The organism is Streptomyces corallincola (assembly GCF_019104725.1).
Taxonomy (GTDB): Bacteria; Actinomycetota; Actinomycetes; order Streptomycetales; family Streptomycetaceae; genus Streptomyces; species Streptomyces corallincola.
In genome coordinates, this window is sequence record NZ_JAHRXF010000076.1 from 1 (window position 1) to 16779 (window position 16779).

The following is a 16779-nucleotide window of genomic DNA, read 5'->3' on the forward strand; positions in this document are numbered from 1 at the left end:
TAGGCGGTCGGGCGACGCAACCATGCGCTCCCCGCCCAGCGAGATGGCCCGCGACGGCTGATCTTCCTCCCAGCCGTCGCGGGCCATCTCTCACCTACACACCCCTAGGGCGGTGTCATTCTCGAAGGCCACCACGGCGGTGGCCAGGAGCCGGTGTAATTAGGTGGGGGATTCAATGGAGCCAATCGATCCCTCTTCGAGCTATTACAGAATGTGCAAGCCGGTGTGGTGTTTGCATCGGTTAGGTCACCGCCACCTATCCTAGGCTCGACGTGATCAATCGCCGTGGCTGGATTCGTCCGGCAATACGAACACAACGGGGCGGTCGTTCCAGGAGCCGCATTCTTCCCGACATCGTAATCCTTGAGGAGGCTTGGCGGAATCCTCTTCCCGGCACCAGTGCCACCACTCGAACCGGCTGGGATATCGTAAATCGGCTCACCATTCACGCCACAACCAATCGGAGAATTGGTGTTGTGAACTAGAACAGGCGTGGTCCCAGCGAGTACATAGTACGTATGCACCGTGCCGACCGTGAGGTCGTACGTGGTCCTGTGCTGGTGGAAGTTGGTGACGGTCGTGATCGTGACCGTGGTGCCGTCGGGGGTGCGGAGTTGGGTGCCGGGGGTGAGGTTGTGGGCGTCGGTCCAGTGGTGGTGGGTGACGTCCCAGAAGGGGTGGTGCCAGGTGGTGGTGAGTTTCTGGGCGGGAGGCTGGTGGTGCGGGGGGCCGCGGACCGGGGTCGTCTTCAGGGTCAGGGTCGTGAAGTCGTGGTCGGTGCGGGTGATGATCACCTTCTGGACCGGCTCCGGTGCCGTCACACCGGTCTGCGGGTCCGTCGCCAGGACCGTGTCGCCGACCTTGACCTTGCTGATGGGCTTCGAGGAACCGTCGGCCAGTTGGACGTTCGTGCCGGGTACGAAACTGTGGGTCGCGCAGGTGACGGCCTCCGTGCCGGCGCTCTCCGCCTTCTCCGCCTCCACGATCGCGCGTTCGGCGTCGAGTGCGTCATCGGCGATCTTCGCCGCTTCCTCGGCGTCCTTCACCGCCGTGTAGGCGCGGTCCAGCGCGCGCCAGATCTTCATGGCCTCAATGCCGATCTTGACGACCTTGAAGACCTTGCCCCACGGGACGAACGTCAGGGCGGTGTTGATGCACCCCATGACGTCGCCCTTGGTGAAGCAGTTGTACGCGTCGGTGACGCCGATGACGTCGGCCACCAGGCTGAGGAGCTGGTGCTTGAATCCGCTGGCCTGTCGCTTCGCTGCCGCGGCGGCCGCGTTGGCGGTGGCCTTCTGGCGTTCGACAGCGCGCAGTTCGCTCTGCGGGTCGTGGGTCACCGTGCTGACGTTGCCGCCCCGGTAGCCCATCGCATGTCCGTCAGAGCACTGCCCGTGGTGGCAGTAGACCGCGCCGCCGGAGTTGTTGCCGGGATCGACGGGGCCGGTGTCGACGTACCGCTTGGGGTTGCTGGGGCTGCTGCCGGTGCCACCGATGGGGTAACCGACACCGCACTGATCGGCCATGCACAGACCCGACGGGTCCGATTCCGTGACCGGGGTGTCACCGGAGTAGTCGTACGCGTTCCAGGTCTGCGGTGACCCTGGCGCCAGCAACGGGTCAGGGCTCAGGAAACGGCCGATCGTCGGGTCGTACTCGCGGGCGCCCAGGTTGGTCAGGCCGGTGTTGTCGTCCTGGGTGCCGCCGACGTAGCCGCGCTGGCCCGCTGTCCAGGGACCGGTCTGGTCGCGGCTCTCGCCAAAGGGCTTGTACTGGCGGCGGACCACCTGCTGGGTCTGGGCGTCGACGACGAGCGTGCCGGTGCCCTGGCGGTCGGGGATCAGATAGGTGAAGTGGCCGTCGGAGGAGTGGGTGGCGACGGTCTGGCCGGCCAGGGAGATGTATCGGACGCCGTCGGCGCCGGTCGCGTTCTTCTTGAGGGTGATCTCCTCGTCACCGGTGTAGAGCGTGGTCCCGTCCGGGCTGTGCCGCAGAAGGAGTCCGCCGTCGGCGCCGTACTGGTAGCTGGTGTCGCCGGCGCCGCCGGTGGAGGACAGCTCGGCGAGCCGGTCCTCGTCGTCGTAGGTGAAGGTGTCGGTGCCCGCGCGGGTCGTGCGGGTCTGGACGTTGCCGTTGCCGTCGTAGGTGTAGGTGTTCGACGTGTTGGAGGCCGGGTCCGTCGGCGTGGACCTGTTCACCTGCGCGACGGCGTGGGCTGGCTGCTTCGCCCCGGCGGCGAAGGGGGTGTAGGTGGCGGTGGTGTCGAGGGAGGTGTCACCGGAGGTGCTGTGGTCCACCTGGGCCTGCCGGGCACCGGTGGCGTCGAAGGTCCAGCTCTGCCAGTACGGGGAAGGGCCGCCCACCGTGGCGGAGTTGCCAGGTGCGGGGGTGGCCGCGCAGCCGTCGGTCGCCGTCCAGGCGGCCTTGAGGCGCTGTGCCCAGTCGTAGCCGAAGCACTGGGTGTCCGTCTGGCCGGTCTCCAGCTTGTCCGTGATCCGGGTGACGTTGCCGGACGGCTGGTAGGCGTATTTCGTCTGGTCGGCCATGGCCGCGCCGGACCGGGTCACCGTGGTGGAACCGGTGAGCCGGTGCGTCTGGTCGTCGTAGGTGAGGGTCTGCTGGGCGAAGTTGCCCGAGGTGCCGTACGTGTACTGCTGGGGCTCGTCGAACTCCGTGTAGGTCAGACCGCTGACGTAGGCCCAGCCGTTGGTGTCGCCGCCCACGCCGATGGGGCGGTCGGCGGAGTCGTAGGTGTAGGAGACCGTCTCCGACGGGAGCTTGACGGCCGCCGGGTCCTGGTCGGTGTACGACTGGAGGGTGCCGGTGAGGTTGTAGCGGTTCTGGTGGAGGTACGTGCCGGCCAGCGCGCCCTCGGAGGACGGGACGACCAACTGCGTGGCCTGCACCCAGCCGTGGCTGTCGTAGCCGAGAACCTTGCTGGTGTAGGCGGTTCCGGTGCTGCCGCCGACGTAGCGGGTGGAGGCGCTGGGCAGGCCCTTCTTCAGGGTGTCGTAGGTCCAGGCGGCCAACTGGTTGGCCGCGGCCGGGGTGGCACCGCCGGTGACGTCGTACTCGGCGGTCTTGCGCCCCATCTCGTCGTAGGCGAGCCGGATGACCTTGCCGCGGGCGTCCTTTGTGGTGAGGAGCTGTCCGGCGTTGTCGTAGGTGGAGCTGGAGGAACCGGAGTCGGGGTCGGTCTGGGAGGTACGGCGGCCCAGCAGGTCGTAGCCGCTGCTCCAGGTGTGGCCCTGGCCGTCGTCCTGGCCGGTCTGGTGGCCGGCGTTGTCGTACGCGTACGTGACGGTGTCGGCGTCCCCGGCGGGGGTGTCGCCGTGGTAGCGGAGCAGCTTCGTCGTCCGGCCGCGGGCGTCGGTGTACGTCGTCGTCGGTGTGGAGCCCTGGGCGGGGGTGACGTCGACGCGGTCGGAGCCCGGGAAGGCGGTGGTGGTGCGCCAGGTCTCCGACGCGAAGTGGTAGGCGATCGAGGCGGTGGCACGGCCGGCGCCGTCGTACACCGTGGCCGTCTGGGACGGCGTCTGGTTGTCGGCGGCGTCCACCAGCGTGCCGGACGGGGCGCCGCTGTTGTAGTAGGGGTCGGACGACTTCACCGTCCATCCGTGGCTGTCGTAGACGGTGTCCGTGATGATCCGTCCGCCGTCCGCCGTGGACGTCTGTGTCTCGCGCGGGCGCAGCGAGGAGTCGTAGATCGAGATGGACGTGTCGTAGGTGTTGTCGTCCTTGAGGGTCTGGGTGGTGACCGTCGAGGGCGCGGTGGGGTTGAGGTCGTAGCCGTACTTGGTGTTGGGGTTGTTCGCCGTGGAGAAGCCGGGCTCCCACACCGCCGTGAGCCGGCCGAGCGGATCGTAGGTGCTGGTGGTGGAATAGCCGGCGGCGTCCGTGGTTTTCAGGTCGAGGCCGCGCGCGGGGTCGATGGTGGTCGTGCTGCTGAACGCGGCGGTCTGACCGGTGACCTTGGGCTGGGTGACCTTGACGGCGGTGGGGGAGGCGCCCGTGGCGGGGGTGTAGGTCGTCGTGGTGGTGCGGTTGTCGGCGTCGGTCTCGGAGAGTTCGCGGCCGTAGTCGTCGTAGGTGTTCTGCAGAGCGGTTACGTAGTGCGGGGTGCCGTCGGCGGCGACCGAGTCGGCCTTCTGCACCATCGTCACGTCGCCCTTGGCGGGTACGGCCGTGTTGTCGGTGGACTTGTCGAAGAAGGTCAGGTCGTCGCTGATGAGGTCGGCCGGGTACTTCGGGGTGGCCGAGCAGGAGACGGCGACTTCCTGGACCCGACGGGGGACGGGCAGGGTGTTGCCGGACGCGTCCTTGACGTACCAGGTGCGGCTGCACGTGTCGTCCGCCGTGGTGGAGGTGTCGCCGCGGTCGTCCACGGACATCGGCAGACCGGTGGCGTCGTCGATCGTGTAGTCGGTCTCGGTGGTACGCGGCGTGCCGTCGGCCTTGGTCGTGGTGGCACGTGTGCGCAGTGTGTTGGTGCGGTGGGCGACCAGAGGGTCGAGTCCGACCTTGGTCCGGGACTGGGTCGCGGTCGCCGGCGAGGTCCACGGGTCGGTGGTCTCGTCCGAGAGCAGCGCGCCGCCGTCACCGTTGAAGCCCTCGGTCTCGAACGTCTGGCCGGCCAGCCAGTCCGAGTCTCTCTGCGGGTCGTCGCCGGCTCGGTCGTTCAGGGTGACGGTGCGGGTGCCCGAGGACGTCTTGTCGCCGTCCATGCCGCGGAAGTACGTGTCCCGCGACAGCGTGATCTTCTCGGGCGAGGTTCCGGTGCGGGTCTCGACCCGGCCGTAACCGCGCCACTGGTTCCAGGTGCGGTACTTGGCCTGCGACATCGGGTCGTCGTTGTAGTGCCAGGCCGGGTCGCCGAGGTAAGTGTAGGAGGTCTGGACGGGGAGGCTCTTGGTGGCCGGGTCCTGCGTGGTGACGGAGTCGACGACGAACTTGTTGAACCAGTCCAACTGCGGCGAGATCTGCCCCGGCGGCGTCCAGTACGACGGGAAGCAGCGGTAGGTGTTGGAGTCCGGTGCGGACGGCAGCACCGTGGTGCCCTGGCGGTGGCACTGTGGGCTGGAGTAGTTGACGGTGATGACCTGGCCGGACTCGGTGGTCACGGTGGTCAGTCGGTAGCGGGTGATGGGCTGGTAGCCGTCCAGGCCATCGACCCGGTTGGCCAGTGCCTGGCCCGCGAAGACGACCGGCGGCAGGGCCTTGCTCCCGCCGTCCTTGCCGGTGCGGGTGATGGACGACAGCCACAGCGACGGGGTGGTGGTGTCCCCGGTGGCGGGGAAGGTGTGGGCGAGGGCCCAGGCGTCCACGTCCTGGTAGGCGGTGCCGACGAGGATCTTCGTACGGATGCCGGTCAGACGCCTGGTGCTGAAGAACGCGGGCCCGTGGTTGTTGCAGGCCCCGGTGGACGCGCAGGTCTGGTCCACGGGCACGTCGGGCCAGTGCGACGCGTTGGCCGTCGTCATCTTGGACGGGGCGCAGTCGAAACCGGAGTCGGGCAGGCAGCGTTCGGCGGTGTCGAAGAAGACCTGGGCCGCTTCGGGTGCCGTGGTGTCGTAGACCTTGCCCGCGAGCTGTCCGTAGCGGATCTCGGTGAGGTAGGCACCGCGGGTGTACGGGGTCGCCGTAGTGGTGTTGTCGCGGCCGTAGTACCCCGTCTCGGGGGTGTACCAGTAGCTGAGCGCGTTGCCGTGCTTGTCCACGACGTAGTCGAGGTTCCAGCGGTAGCCCTGCTGGCACCAGGAGGCGGCGAAGGTGGAGGCGTGGCAGGGCTCGCCCGTGTCATTGCCGAAGACGGGCGCGGTGAGGACCGAGTTGGTGGTGGCGTTGCCCGTGGCCCAGCCGGGGAGGCGGTTGCGGCCGAAGTAGTACTGGGTGCCGTCCACGGTGGTGACGACGAAGTACTCGTGGTCGTTGTCGTCGTTGACCGTGTCGGTCTTGATCTCGATCTTCTCGCCGTTGTCGCCCTGAGGGTGCCAGGTGTTCGACTTGTCGTCGTGGACCAGCGTGTTCGAGGAGCCGTTGAGCGAGAGTGTGAGGGTCTGCGCGTCGTCCGACCAGCACTCGTCCGAGGTCTTCGGGGAGCCGCCCGCTGTGTCGTCCGCGCAGGACGGGTAGCTGCGCTCCACGAAGCCGGGTGAATAGTCCCAGCCATCGCCTATCCAGGAGGACTGGGCGTTGGTCGAGGAGGTCCGCCCGTCGACGCTCTGCGAGCCGTAGCTCAGGCCGACGCTCGGGACCAGGCTGCCGGGGACGTCGGGGACGGTGATCGGGTACGAGTAGCCGAAGGCGCCGCTGGATCCGCCACCGGACCACTGTCCGGAGGGTGCCAGGGAGGTGGCCGCGTAGGAACCGCCCCCGCCGGACGTCGCGGCGACGGCGGCGATCACCATCGGACGTGCGGCGGCCGCGCCGGAGGGCGTGGCAGCGGTGCGGGGCTGTTCCGGCAGCGCGACATCGGCGGAGACGGTGTGCGTCTGGGCGTCGTTGGCGGAGGTGAGGGGAGTCTGGGTGCGGCAGTCGCTCCGGCCGGGGTCGGTCAGGGCGCAGTCGGGAAGCCGGACCAGGCGGAGCCGGGTGGCCCAGTCGGCGCCGTAGGCGTCCTGGAAGGCCGAGTAGTCCATGCTCAGGCGGGTACGGCCGGACGCCGTCGCGGTGGCGGGCTGCACGGTGAAGACCACACCGCGCAGTCCCAGGCTCCGCGCCGCCGACTGGCCCGGAAGCCGTACGTGCAGCTTCGTGCCGGACTTCGCGGTGCGGCCGCTCCTGGACACCGCCACCGAGACGGGCAGCCCGCCCGCCCGGTGTGCGCCGCCGTGGGCCGGCACGGCCGCGTCGGCGGTGCCTGACGCGGGCCAGTCCCGGTGGGCACGGCCGGGGTTCCAGCGTGGCATCGCCGGCTTGTGGACCGGCTGTCCCGCGACCGGCTTGACGGGTACGGAGCGTGTCGCCTCCGTCTTGACGAGGTAATTCCCGCGCCGTCCGGAGGCGAGCGCCGTCTGAGGGGCGATGAAGCCTGCGAGAAGTCCCAGCGCGGTGACCGTGACGATCCACAACGCGGGAGTTCTGCGAATACGCATACCTCTTCCGAAAATCCGCCACGGCGAATTGCGACGCACTCCGACCCCCCAAGCGAAATTAATCCAGCGAAGAAGCATTCGATCAGAGTGAAGGCGTACTTCACAGGTCCTCCATAGTATGGATTACGTATAGAGATCGCCATGAAATGCCCATGCATACATCATGGAACGGCAGGTGAGGGCATGTTCTGGCCATTAATCAGTGCACGCTACAAGAAAGCTTCCAACTGGATACAGGTGCGGCAAAATCGCCCATAGCCCGGTCTGCGGCCCGCGACCGTACGGGGGCGCTTTTCGGTCGCCGGTTGTCCATTTGAAGCAGCCGCAGGTAGCCTCCTCGCGCCTATCGGCTCTTTTCTCATCGGACGCGACCTGGGGGGCAGATGTCCGGCATTTTTCGCCTGCACCGCACGCAGGGAAGAACAAGAAACAGAACGCGGATACCGGGTCGGGCGCTGGCCCTGGTGTCCGTCGGCGCACTCTCACTCACCTTCGCGCCGGTCGTGCCCGCCGTCGCGGTTGCGGCGGCCGGAGGAGGCATCCAGCCCGTCGCCATGCCGGCACCGCCGCTGCCCTCCACCCGCCCGGACGGCCCGTTGGGCACCGCACGCACGCCGGACGATTCGGGTCTGTCCGCGCAGCAGCAGTCGGCGCTGGCCACCGCGCAGGACAGGGCGGCGTCCACCGGCGCTCCCGTCCAGGTGGACGCGCTGACCACGGAGAACGCGACGGTCGAGGCCAATCCCTCGGGAACGGTCACCTGGACCACCAGCCTGCTCCCGCAGCGGGTCCGCAAGAACGACGCATGGGTGCCTGTGGACGCCTCTCTCCACCAGAACGACGACGGCAGTTACAGCCCGGAGGCGTCGGCCGAGCCTCTGGCCTTCTCCGGCGGAGGAGGCACGGCGCTGGTCTCCATGACGAGCGGCAAGGCGCAACTGGCCTTCTCCTGGCCCCAGTCGCTGCCGAAGCCGACGGTGTCCGGTGCGACGATCACGTACCCGGACGTACTCAAGGACGTGGACCTCCGGCTGACGGCGAACACCCTGGGCGGCTTTTCGGAACTCATCGTCGTCAAGACCGCCGAAGCCGCCGGCAACCCCGCGCTGACGACTCTGAAGCTGACCACCCGTGCCACCGGCGTCTCGGTGTCCGACGACGGCCACGACAACCTGGAAGCGGCGACGCCCTCCGGCCAGGTGCTGTTCAGCGCGCCGCAGCCGGTGATGTGGGACTCCAGCTCCGCCGCCGCCCCGCAACGGCTCGCCGCCGTCCGCTCCGCAGCCGCCACCGGCACCACGGACGACGGCACGTCGGGTCCAGGTATCGGGGCACAGGTGGCCCACGTCGCCGACGATGTCACGGGTACGACGCTGTCCCTGACGCCGGACCAGGAACTCCTGGCCGGTTCCGGCACCCACTACCCGGTCTACATCGACCCGAGCTGGAACCCGCACTACGCCTCCGGCGGCAAGCAGCACTACGTGGAGACGCAACAGGGCTGCTCCACCGCGAAGAACTACGACTCCACCCAGTACGGGGACCCCGGCGTCGGCTACAACAGTTGGTCCGGGTGCATCGGAACCGAACGCTCCTATTTCCAGCTCGGTATCCCGTCCTCCGTGTGGGGCACCCACATCGTGTCCGCCACGGTGGATGTGAAGGAGAACTACTCCGCGAGCTGCAGCCTGTCGTCCGACGTCAAGATGTACCTGTCCGGTGCGATCGGCTCCGGCACCACGTGGAACAGTCGGCCGGCGCTGTCGAGTCTGCTGGCCACCAAGAGCTTCGGCCCCGCGTGCACCAGTGAGCCGTCCGGCGGTTTTTCCGTCACCCCGACCATCGCCAAGAAGGCCGCCGCCAAGGACTCCAACTGGACGTTCGCGCTGGTCAACAGCCATGAGGGCAGCGGCGACGGCAACTACTTCAAGCGCTTCGCCAACAACCCCTCGATGTCCATCGAGTACAACCACGTACCCGGCAAACCCGGCAGCCTCGCCGCCAAGTTCGGCACGCACTCGGTGGGCTGCGGCACCACCGCTCCCTACCCGGTCATCGGCAAGACGCTGGTCACGACCCCGCCCACGCTCAACGCCGTGGTGAGCGACGGCGACAAGGACGCGCTGGCGGCGACCTACAAGTACTGGGTCAACGGCGGCACGTCCACCACCACGACCAGTGCCACCGTCGCCAGCGGCCAGAACGCGCCCAAGCAGTTGTCGTCGTCATTCATGAACGGCCTCAAGAGCGGCGACACCGTCGGCTGGAACGTCACCGCCGGCGACGGCAAGGACACCAGCGCCGCCTCGTCGAGCTGCCACTTCACCGTGGACCTGACAGCGCCCACCGAGCCGACGGTGAAGGACAAGGACGGCACGTACCCGGAGAACGCCCCCGGCACCACGGTCGCGGGTACCACTGGTCACTTCACCCTCAGCACCAACAGCGCGACCAAGTTCCTCTACGGTCTCGACGTCGCTCCTGCCACGTCCAACACCCCGAGTTCCCAGGTGGTGACGGCCTCGGCGAACGCGGCGACCGTCTCGGTCACGCCCACCGCTCCGGGCACGCACACCCTGTACGTGTACGCCGTGGACTCGGCGGGCAACGTCTCCACCCAGCAGCAGTACCAGTTCACCGCCCTCGGTCACGCCGGAAAGACCTACGCCAGTCTCAAGGACGCTTTCAACAACACCGCCGTCACCGACAACGCCGCCCAGGCCGCGGCCGACGCGGACGGGGTCGGCGCGTCGATGTCCCTGCAGGACCTGAAGTCCGCGGGCTGGCAGCCCGGCGGGCGGATCACCGTGGACGGAGCCGCCTTCACCCTGCCCAACTTCGCGTCTGCTTCCGGTGACAACGTCATGGCCGCCGACCAGACCATCCAGATGAGCGGCAGCGGCCGGTCCCTGGTCTTCCTGGGCTTCTCCACCTACGGCTTCGTCGGCTCCGAGCGCGCCGAGGACGACTACTCCAGCCCGGTCATCCCCGACGGCACGTCCGTCGGCGGCACCGAATGCACCCTCGGGAACGGCCAGTACGAGGACTGCCGGGCCGGAGGCCCCTACGGGTCCGTCACCTACTCCGACGGCAGCACCTCGGCCTATCACCTGACCGTCCCCGACTGGGTCTACGGCTCCAACGCGCTGGCTGCCCTGACCCTGCCCCACCGCAATCACAGCAGCGGCACCCAGGAGACCCGCAGCACCAACGTCTACGCCTTCGCCGTCCCGCTCAAGGCCGGCGCCCAGATCAGCTCGGTGACCCTGCCCGACCTGAGCGACACCGCGCGCCAGGACGTCCCCGGCCTGCACCTCTTCGGCATGTCCGTCCGCGACACCATCACCGCGGCTGGCGGTGCCAAGTGGACCGGCGCGTGGAGCGCGCCCAACGAGGGCGCGTTCAACTACGAGGGCACCGACTACAAGAACCAGACCTTCCGTATCGCCGCGACACCGAGCGTCTCGGGCTCCAGCGTCCGCGTCCGGCTCTCCAACGCTCTCGGCCGGACTCCGCTGACCATCGACCACACCACCATCGCCACCCAGTCCTCGGCATCCGCTCCCACGGCCCTCCCGGCCGACCTCACCTTCAACGGCGGCAGCAAGACCGTCACCATCCCCATCGGCGGAGAGGTCTACAGCGACCAGATCTCCTACGCGGCGACCCCGGCCAAGCGCATCATGGTCAGCCTTCACCTGGCGAGCACGGCTCCCTACCTCGTCCAGCACAGTTGGGCCGGGGCCGCGACGCAGTACGTCAGCGCGGTCGGCTCCGGTGACCACACCGCCGACACCGGCACCGCCGCCTTCACCGCCGACGGCGCGCTGTCGGGTCAGTTCACCGACATCCTCACCGGCATCGACGTCGTGACCACCGGCAACCAGCCCACCGTTGCCGTGCTCGGCGACCACCTCACCGATCCGTTCGCCGCCGCCACCAAGCCCGGCATCACCACGCCCCGTATCTCCGACGACCTCGCCACCGCCCTGCGCACCAACGAACTGGGCGTACCGCAGTACGGCATCGTCGCCTCCGGAATCGAGAACAACCGGATGGCCACCGAGCAGGGCCAGGGCGGACCGGCCCTGCTGACCCGGCTCGACCGGGACGTCCTGTCGCTGCCCGGCGTCAGCACCGTGATCGTCGACGAGGGCCTGGAGGACATCGTCGCGGGGACGGACGACATCACCCTGGAGCAGGGCTACGACCAACTGCTCGCCCAACTCCGCGGCTGGGGCATCAAGGTCGTCCTCACCACCCTCACCCCGTGCCACGGGTACGCTCCGTGTACCTCGGGCGTGGACGGCGAACGTGTCGACACCAATAGTTGGATCACGGACCAGGTCGACTTCAGCACCCCGACCGTGAACGTCCTGGACGCCGAGTCGGTGGTCGCCGTACCCGATCAGACGAGCACAGCGGACCCGACGCCCCTGATGCTCGGCGCCGACGCGGCTCCCGGCGACTTCGACACGAGCGACCACGTCAACCTCACCGCCGACGGCTACCAGGCCGTCGCCGGTGCGATCGACCTGAGCGGCCTCGGGCCCGACAACTGACTCGACCGGTTGTCAGGTGGCTCCCTCGTCAACCGGATGAGGGAGCCACTCGCGTTCACGGCGACTCGAGCCCCCGGAGGCGTGTGCGGGTAAACCCGCACGGTCCTCGGCCGAGGCGGACCGATGCGGACCCAGGTGGAGGGAAACGGATGCTTATGTCCGAAGTCTTGGTAACACCGCAGGTGAGACGCGTCACTCAAATAGGTTCGAGTCTCACCCGCCCCACCACAAGAAGACTGCCCGGCCCTGCTAAAGCGTGGTTTCCGGGGATGCTGGGCGTGCGTGCGGAGATTGCCTCCCGGCAGTGCGGGGAATTCCGCTTCGTCCGCGTCAGCGGAGGCGTCTGCGCATCGTTGCACCGGGGGCTCTCTCCTCATCCGCCGCAGGATCGTACTGCGCCGGTGCCCGCCGCATCGACGGCCGTCACGGGGCCACTGCCACGCGGCTCGGAGGCCGAGGCTCCGTGGTCCGTCGGTGAGGTGCTTGGCGGGGTTGTCGATCGAGGCGATGCGTGTCTTTGGTTTGGAGCCGGTGGTGGGGGGGGGCTGGTAGTTGCCGGCGGGGTGCGGGGTGCGGGGTGCGGGGTGCGGGGTGCGGGGTGCGGGATGCGGGTGGAGCATGGTCCAACTTGTGCGCGGGCTGAATGGGCAGCGGCTATTTGTGCTGCTGGTGCGGTGAGCTAGCCCCGCTTGGGCGGGGCCAACTCCTCCGGGCATCGGTAGACGCCCTTCTCGACGAGCTACCCCCGCGTGCGGGGGTAGCTCGGCCGGGCAGGTCGGCGAAGTGTTCGACGTGACGTCGGCCCCGCGCATGCGGGGGTAGCCCGACGGTGTGGGCGCACGCTTCGTGGGAGTTCTCGTCGGCCCCGCGCACGCGGGGGTAGTGCCCTCGGTCGGCCCGGCTTTCCCTCCCGGACGAACCGGTCATCACGATTTGTGATCGGTGCCAGCTCGGATTGCGCCTTGGACGGCCCTGGGGTCCGGTGCTGGACTGGATCCGGGACGGTTCGGACCGCAAGGCCCGCACCCGTGCGTCATCCGTGCAGGCTCGATCCACCGGAGAACACCATGCCTCTCATCCACGTACAGCAGACGCCCGGCAAGACCGCCGAGCAGAAGGCCGAGCTGGTCCGTGAGCTGACCGACGCGTATGTGAAGGCCACGGGCAGCAAGCCGGAGAGCGTATGGGTGACCGTGCAGGAGATCGGCACCGACAGTTGGTCGATCGGCGGCGACACGCTCGCCGCCCGGGCTGCCAAGCGCTGAGACCATCACCCTGCGGGCGCGCCGCGCGCCTCACCGGTGACGTTCGCCCCGGACGGGCGCGGCGAGCGCACCTGCCAGCACCACCGGCCCGCCACCCACCCTCTCCGGATGAATCCGCGCTTTCGGCCGCCCTCTTGACCCAGGAAGTCGCTCGCCATGAAGACCGCGTCAGGACGCACGTCCTCCGTGCTGCTGTTGGCCGTTCTCTGCTCGCTGAACGCCGGTGGTCTGTTCGCCTCCGACATCAACCTGCCGGGCGTGCCGGTCATCGCGCAGGCCTTCCGTACTCCGGTCGCGTCGGTGCAGTGGACGTTCAGCGCCTTCATGATCGGCATCGCGGTCTCGCAGGCGGTCTACGGACCGATCTCGGACGCGTACGGTCGCAAGCGCGTCATCGTCTCCGGCCTCGGGCTCTTCGCCGCGGCTTCGCTGATGTGCGCGACGGCGCCCACCGTCGGGGTGTTCGGCGCCGGCCGACTCCTCCAGGCGCTGGGCGCCGGATCGGGCATGGTGCTCGGCCGGGCCGTGATCAGCGACCTGTGCGACGAGAAGGACGCGGCCCGGATGTTCGCCACGGTCATGCCGATCGTGGGTGTCTCGCCGTCCATCGCCCCGCTGGTGGGCGGCTACCTGACCACGTACGTCTCCTGGCGCGCGCCGTTCGTGGTGACCGCGCTGCTCGGCCTGGTGACGCTGGTCGTGATGGTCGTCTCGATCCCCGAGAGCCTGCCGCCGGAGCGGCGCAGCAAGCACCTCGGCGTCACGCTCAAGGGCTACCCGACGCTGCTGGCCCGTCCGCTGTTCTGGGCATACACGCTCAACTTGGCGGTGGCGTACGGCGGTTACTTCGGCTACCTGGCAGCCTCCCCGCTCGTCTTCGAGAAGATGGGCCTGGCCACCCGGACGACCAGCTTCTGCTACATCAGCGTCTCGGTCGCGTATGTCGCAGGCAACCTCGTCTCACGCACTCTGGTCCGCAAGCGGCCGGTGAATCAGCTGCTGTGGATGGGTCACGGGTTCTTTCTCGCCGGTGCGCTGATGATGCTCGGCCTGGGACTGAGCGGGGCAGGTACGCCCTGGGGTCTGTTGGTCCTGTTGTTCATGCCGGTCATGACCTTCGGCAACGGCTTCCTGCTACCGCTGTCGATGAGCGCGGGCGTGACGACTTTCCGTGCGACGGCGGGATCGGCGTCCGGTCTGATGGGTGCGCTCCAGCTGCTGGCCGCCTCGTTGGGCATCTTCCTCTCCAGTCGGCTGCCGGCGGGCGATCTGTTCGCGCTCGGCTGGTTCGTCCTGGCCGCCGCGGTGCTGGGAATCTGCGCCTTCGCCCTGTTCCTCTCGCTGGCGTCCCGGCAGCTCTCCCGTACGCGAAAAGGCGATGACGATGCCCATGTCGCCGACAAGCGGGACGGCGCATTGCAGGAAGTCGCCGCCCAGTAAGTTCGTGAATGCCATCGGGTAAAGACTGTTCATGAATATGCGAAAATTACTTGCAGGCGTGAACCATTCATCGGCGGCGAAGGGAGCCGTGTGGGTACCGCGCCCACCGGAAGGCGCTGCCCGAGGGTGCTACCCGAAGGCGGCGCCGCCATTCAGTGTGCGAGGATTCCCTGGTGGCGATCCCCGCATAGGCCAAGAATGTTTCGTTGTTCAACAAGTGGGGTCGCTCGGAGCGCTGGGGGACCTGTGGAACTGCGGCAAATTCGATACTTTGTGACCGTCGCCGAGGAGTTGCATTTCGGCAGGGCGGCCGAGCGGCTCCACATAGGCCAGCCCGCGGTCAGCCAGCAAGTACGTCGGCTGGAGCGGGAGCTGCGCACCCAGCTCTTCGACCGCTCCGGCCGCACCGTGACCCTCACCGAAACCGGCCTTGCCCTGCTGTCCGAGGGCCGTGACGTGCTGCGGGCGATGGATTCCTTCGCCTCCAAGGCCCACCGGCTCACCGGCTTGGGTGCGGCCACCTTCCGCGTCGGCATCAGCTCCGCGCTGGGCCCGCGCCTCGACGACTTCCTGGACGCACTGGCCGAGCGCGACTCCGGCACCCGCTTCGAGTTCCAGACCCTCGACGCCCAGACCCGCTTGGCGGAGGTGTACGCCGGACGCCTGGACGCGGCCTTCGTCCGGGGCGTGGAAGGCGCCCCTGGCCTGCGACTTCTCCCGCTTTGGGACGAGCCGCCGGTGGTCGCGCTGCCCGCCGCGCACCCGCTGGCCGCACAGGAACGCCTGGATCTGGGCGACTTGGCCGGTCTTCCCCTGCGGCTGACCTCCCGCAGGGAGAACGCGGTGCTTTACGACGCCGTCGTCACCGCGTGTCGCGCGGCAGGTTTCGAACCGGCCTTCGGGCCGCCCTCCACCGGACTCCAGGACACCCTCGCCGAAATCGGGGCGGGTGCGGCCGGCTGGACCCTGGTGTATCCGATGGCGGTCGGCACGGTCTCCTCCCGCCGCATCTCCCTGCTGCCGCTCAACGGGGATCCCGTCACCATCCGTATGTCCCTTGCTCTACGGGAAAACGCCGATCAGGCAAGGCTTGAGTTGCTGACGGAAGCATGTGCGCGGATGCGCCGGGAAATCGTCGGAGAGAGTTGACGATGGTCATTACTTTGCTCTTTCATTGAACTTCGCTTGAAAGTGCGTGATACGTTTTCGTGGACGAACTTCCGGATTTCACTCCTCAGGAGTGGACGAGACTTTATGGTCGGGTCGCTGAGTTCGTTAACGGGGTGATGTGATGTGGGGTTCCTTTCGGAGAATTCCGTCGAAGTAATTGCGTTGTTGATTCGCGGACAATTCGTCGTGCCGTGGCGCTGTCAATTCCTGCGCATCTCTCACCCCGCCTACTGCATGCGCCATACGTGGAGGGGTAATGATTGTCAATCTTGATGTGACGCTGCGTGACGGGGGCTACCGCAACAACTTCGACTTCCCGCTGGAGTATGCGCAGTACCACGCCCGCGAGAGCGTCGCCGCAGGCATGGAGTGGGTCGAGATCGCGTACCGCAACGGCTCCTTCGCACCCCGATCCGGGATAGGCCGCACCGGTACGGGCGCGGACGACTACATACGCGCGATCGCCGAGGTGGTCTCCCCCGACCGCGTCGGCATGATTCTGCATCCGAAGAACATCACGAAGGACGATCTTCCGCGCATGTACGAGGCCGGCGTGCGTCTCGTACGGTTCTGCCTGCCCTCCACCGCGCCCGAGCACGGGCTCGCCCTCCTCGCCCGCGCCGTCGGTCTGGGCTTCACCACAACCGTCAACATCACTCGCGTCAGCCAGCTGGACCGGCGCCGCCTGGTCGAACTCGCCGCGCAGTCCGGTGACGCCGGAGCCGACGTGGTCTACCTCGCCGACTCCAACGGCAGCATGCTGCCGTCCGAGGTGTCCCAACTCGTCAACCTGGTCCGTTCGGTGACCGACGCGGCCATCGGCCTGCACGCGCACAACAACCTCGGTCTCGCCCTGGCCAACGCCATCGCGGCCGTCGACGCGGGCGCCACCTGGATCGACTCCTCTGTTCTCGGCATGGGCAAGGGCCCGGGCAACCTGGTCACCGAACAGTGGCTGGCCTACCTGCGCCGGTGCGCCGAGGCCGACGCTTACGACCTCGGCCGGATCCTCAGCCTCGCCCACCGCATGGAGTCCGAGATTGCGGAGGCCACCCCCTCCCTGCCCCTGCCCGACCTGGTCCTCGGCCACTTCGACCTGTCCATCGAGGAGCGCGCCAAGCTCCCCGTCGACCGCATCGGCGACGCCTTCTCGGCCGCCCGCGAACTGACCGCAGCGGGCGCCAGGTGACCTCGCTCTCCCCGTCTTCGGGACCGGCGCGCGCCGCCGCGCCGGTCCCGGCCTCCGCC

At 68.2% G+C, this 16779-nt stretch carries 6 protein-coding genes; 5 read left to right on the forward strand and 1 reads right to left on the reverse strand.

The features are described from left to right. Positions 1-104 precede the first annotated feature (104 nt). Positions 105-7094, reverse strand: a complete 6990-nt coding sequence (locus tag KUM39_RS27360) for an RHS repeat-associated core domain-containing protein (protein WP_217788464.1) — start codon at positions 7092-7094, stop codon at positions 105-107. 464 nt (positions 7095-7558) lie between these two features. On the opposite strand from KUM39_RS27360, the gene KUM39_RS27365 reads away from it, so the two are divergent. From KUM39_RS27365 to KUM39_RS27385, 5 genes are all read left to right on the forward strand, one after another. Then, positions 7559-11656, forward strand: coding sequence for a hypothetical protein (locus KUM39_RS27365; RefSeq protein WP_308288260.1), 4098 nt, complete (start codon positions 7559-7561; stop codon positions 11654-11656). 1067 nt (positions 11657-12723) lie between these two features. Continuing rightward, the gene (locus tag KUM39_RS27370) at positions 12724-12921 is read left to right on the forward strand and encodes a tautomerase family protein (protein ID WP_217788466.1); all 198 of its coding nucleotides are present in this window, start codon (positions 12724-12726) and stop codon (positions 12919-12921) included. A gap of 156 nt (positions 12922-13077) precedes the next feature. Beyond that, positions 13078-14361 (forward strand): multidrug effflux MFS transporter, encoded by a 1284-nt coding sequence (locus KUM39_RS27375; protein WP_217788467.1) that lies wholly within the window; start codon positions 13078-13080, stop codon positions 14359-14361. 198 nt (positions 14362-14559) lie between these two features. Continuing rightward, entirely contained in the window at positions 14560-15510 is a 951-nt protein-coding gene (locus KUM39_RS27380) for a LysR family transcriptional regulator (RefSeq protein WP_246620815.1), read from the forward strand. A gap of 277 nt (positions 15511-15787) precedes the next feature. After that, positions 15788-16720 carry a hydroxymethylglutaryl-CoA lyase-like TIM-barrel protein gene (locus KUM39_RS27385; RefSeq protein ID WP_217788469.1) on the forward strand — a complete coding sequence of 311 codons (933 nt, stop codon included), beginning with the start codon at positions 15788-15790 and terminating at the stop codon, positions 16718-16720. Positions 16721-16779: the final 59 nt, after the last annotated feature.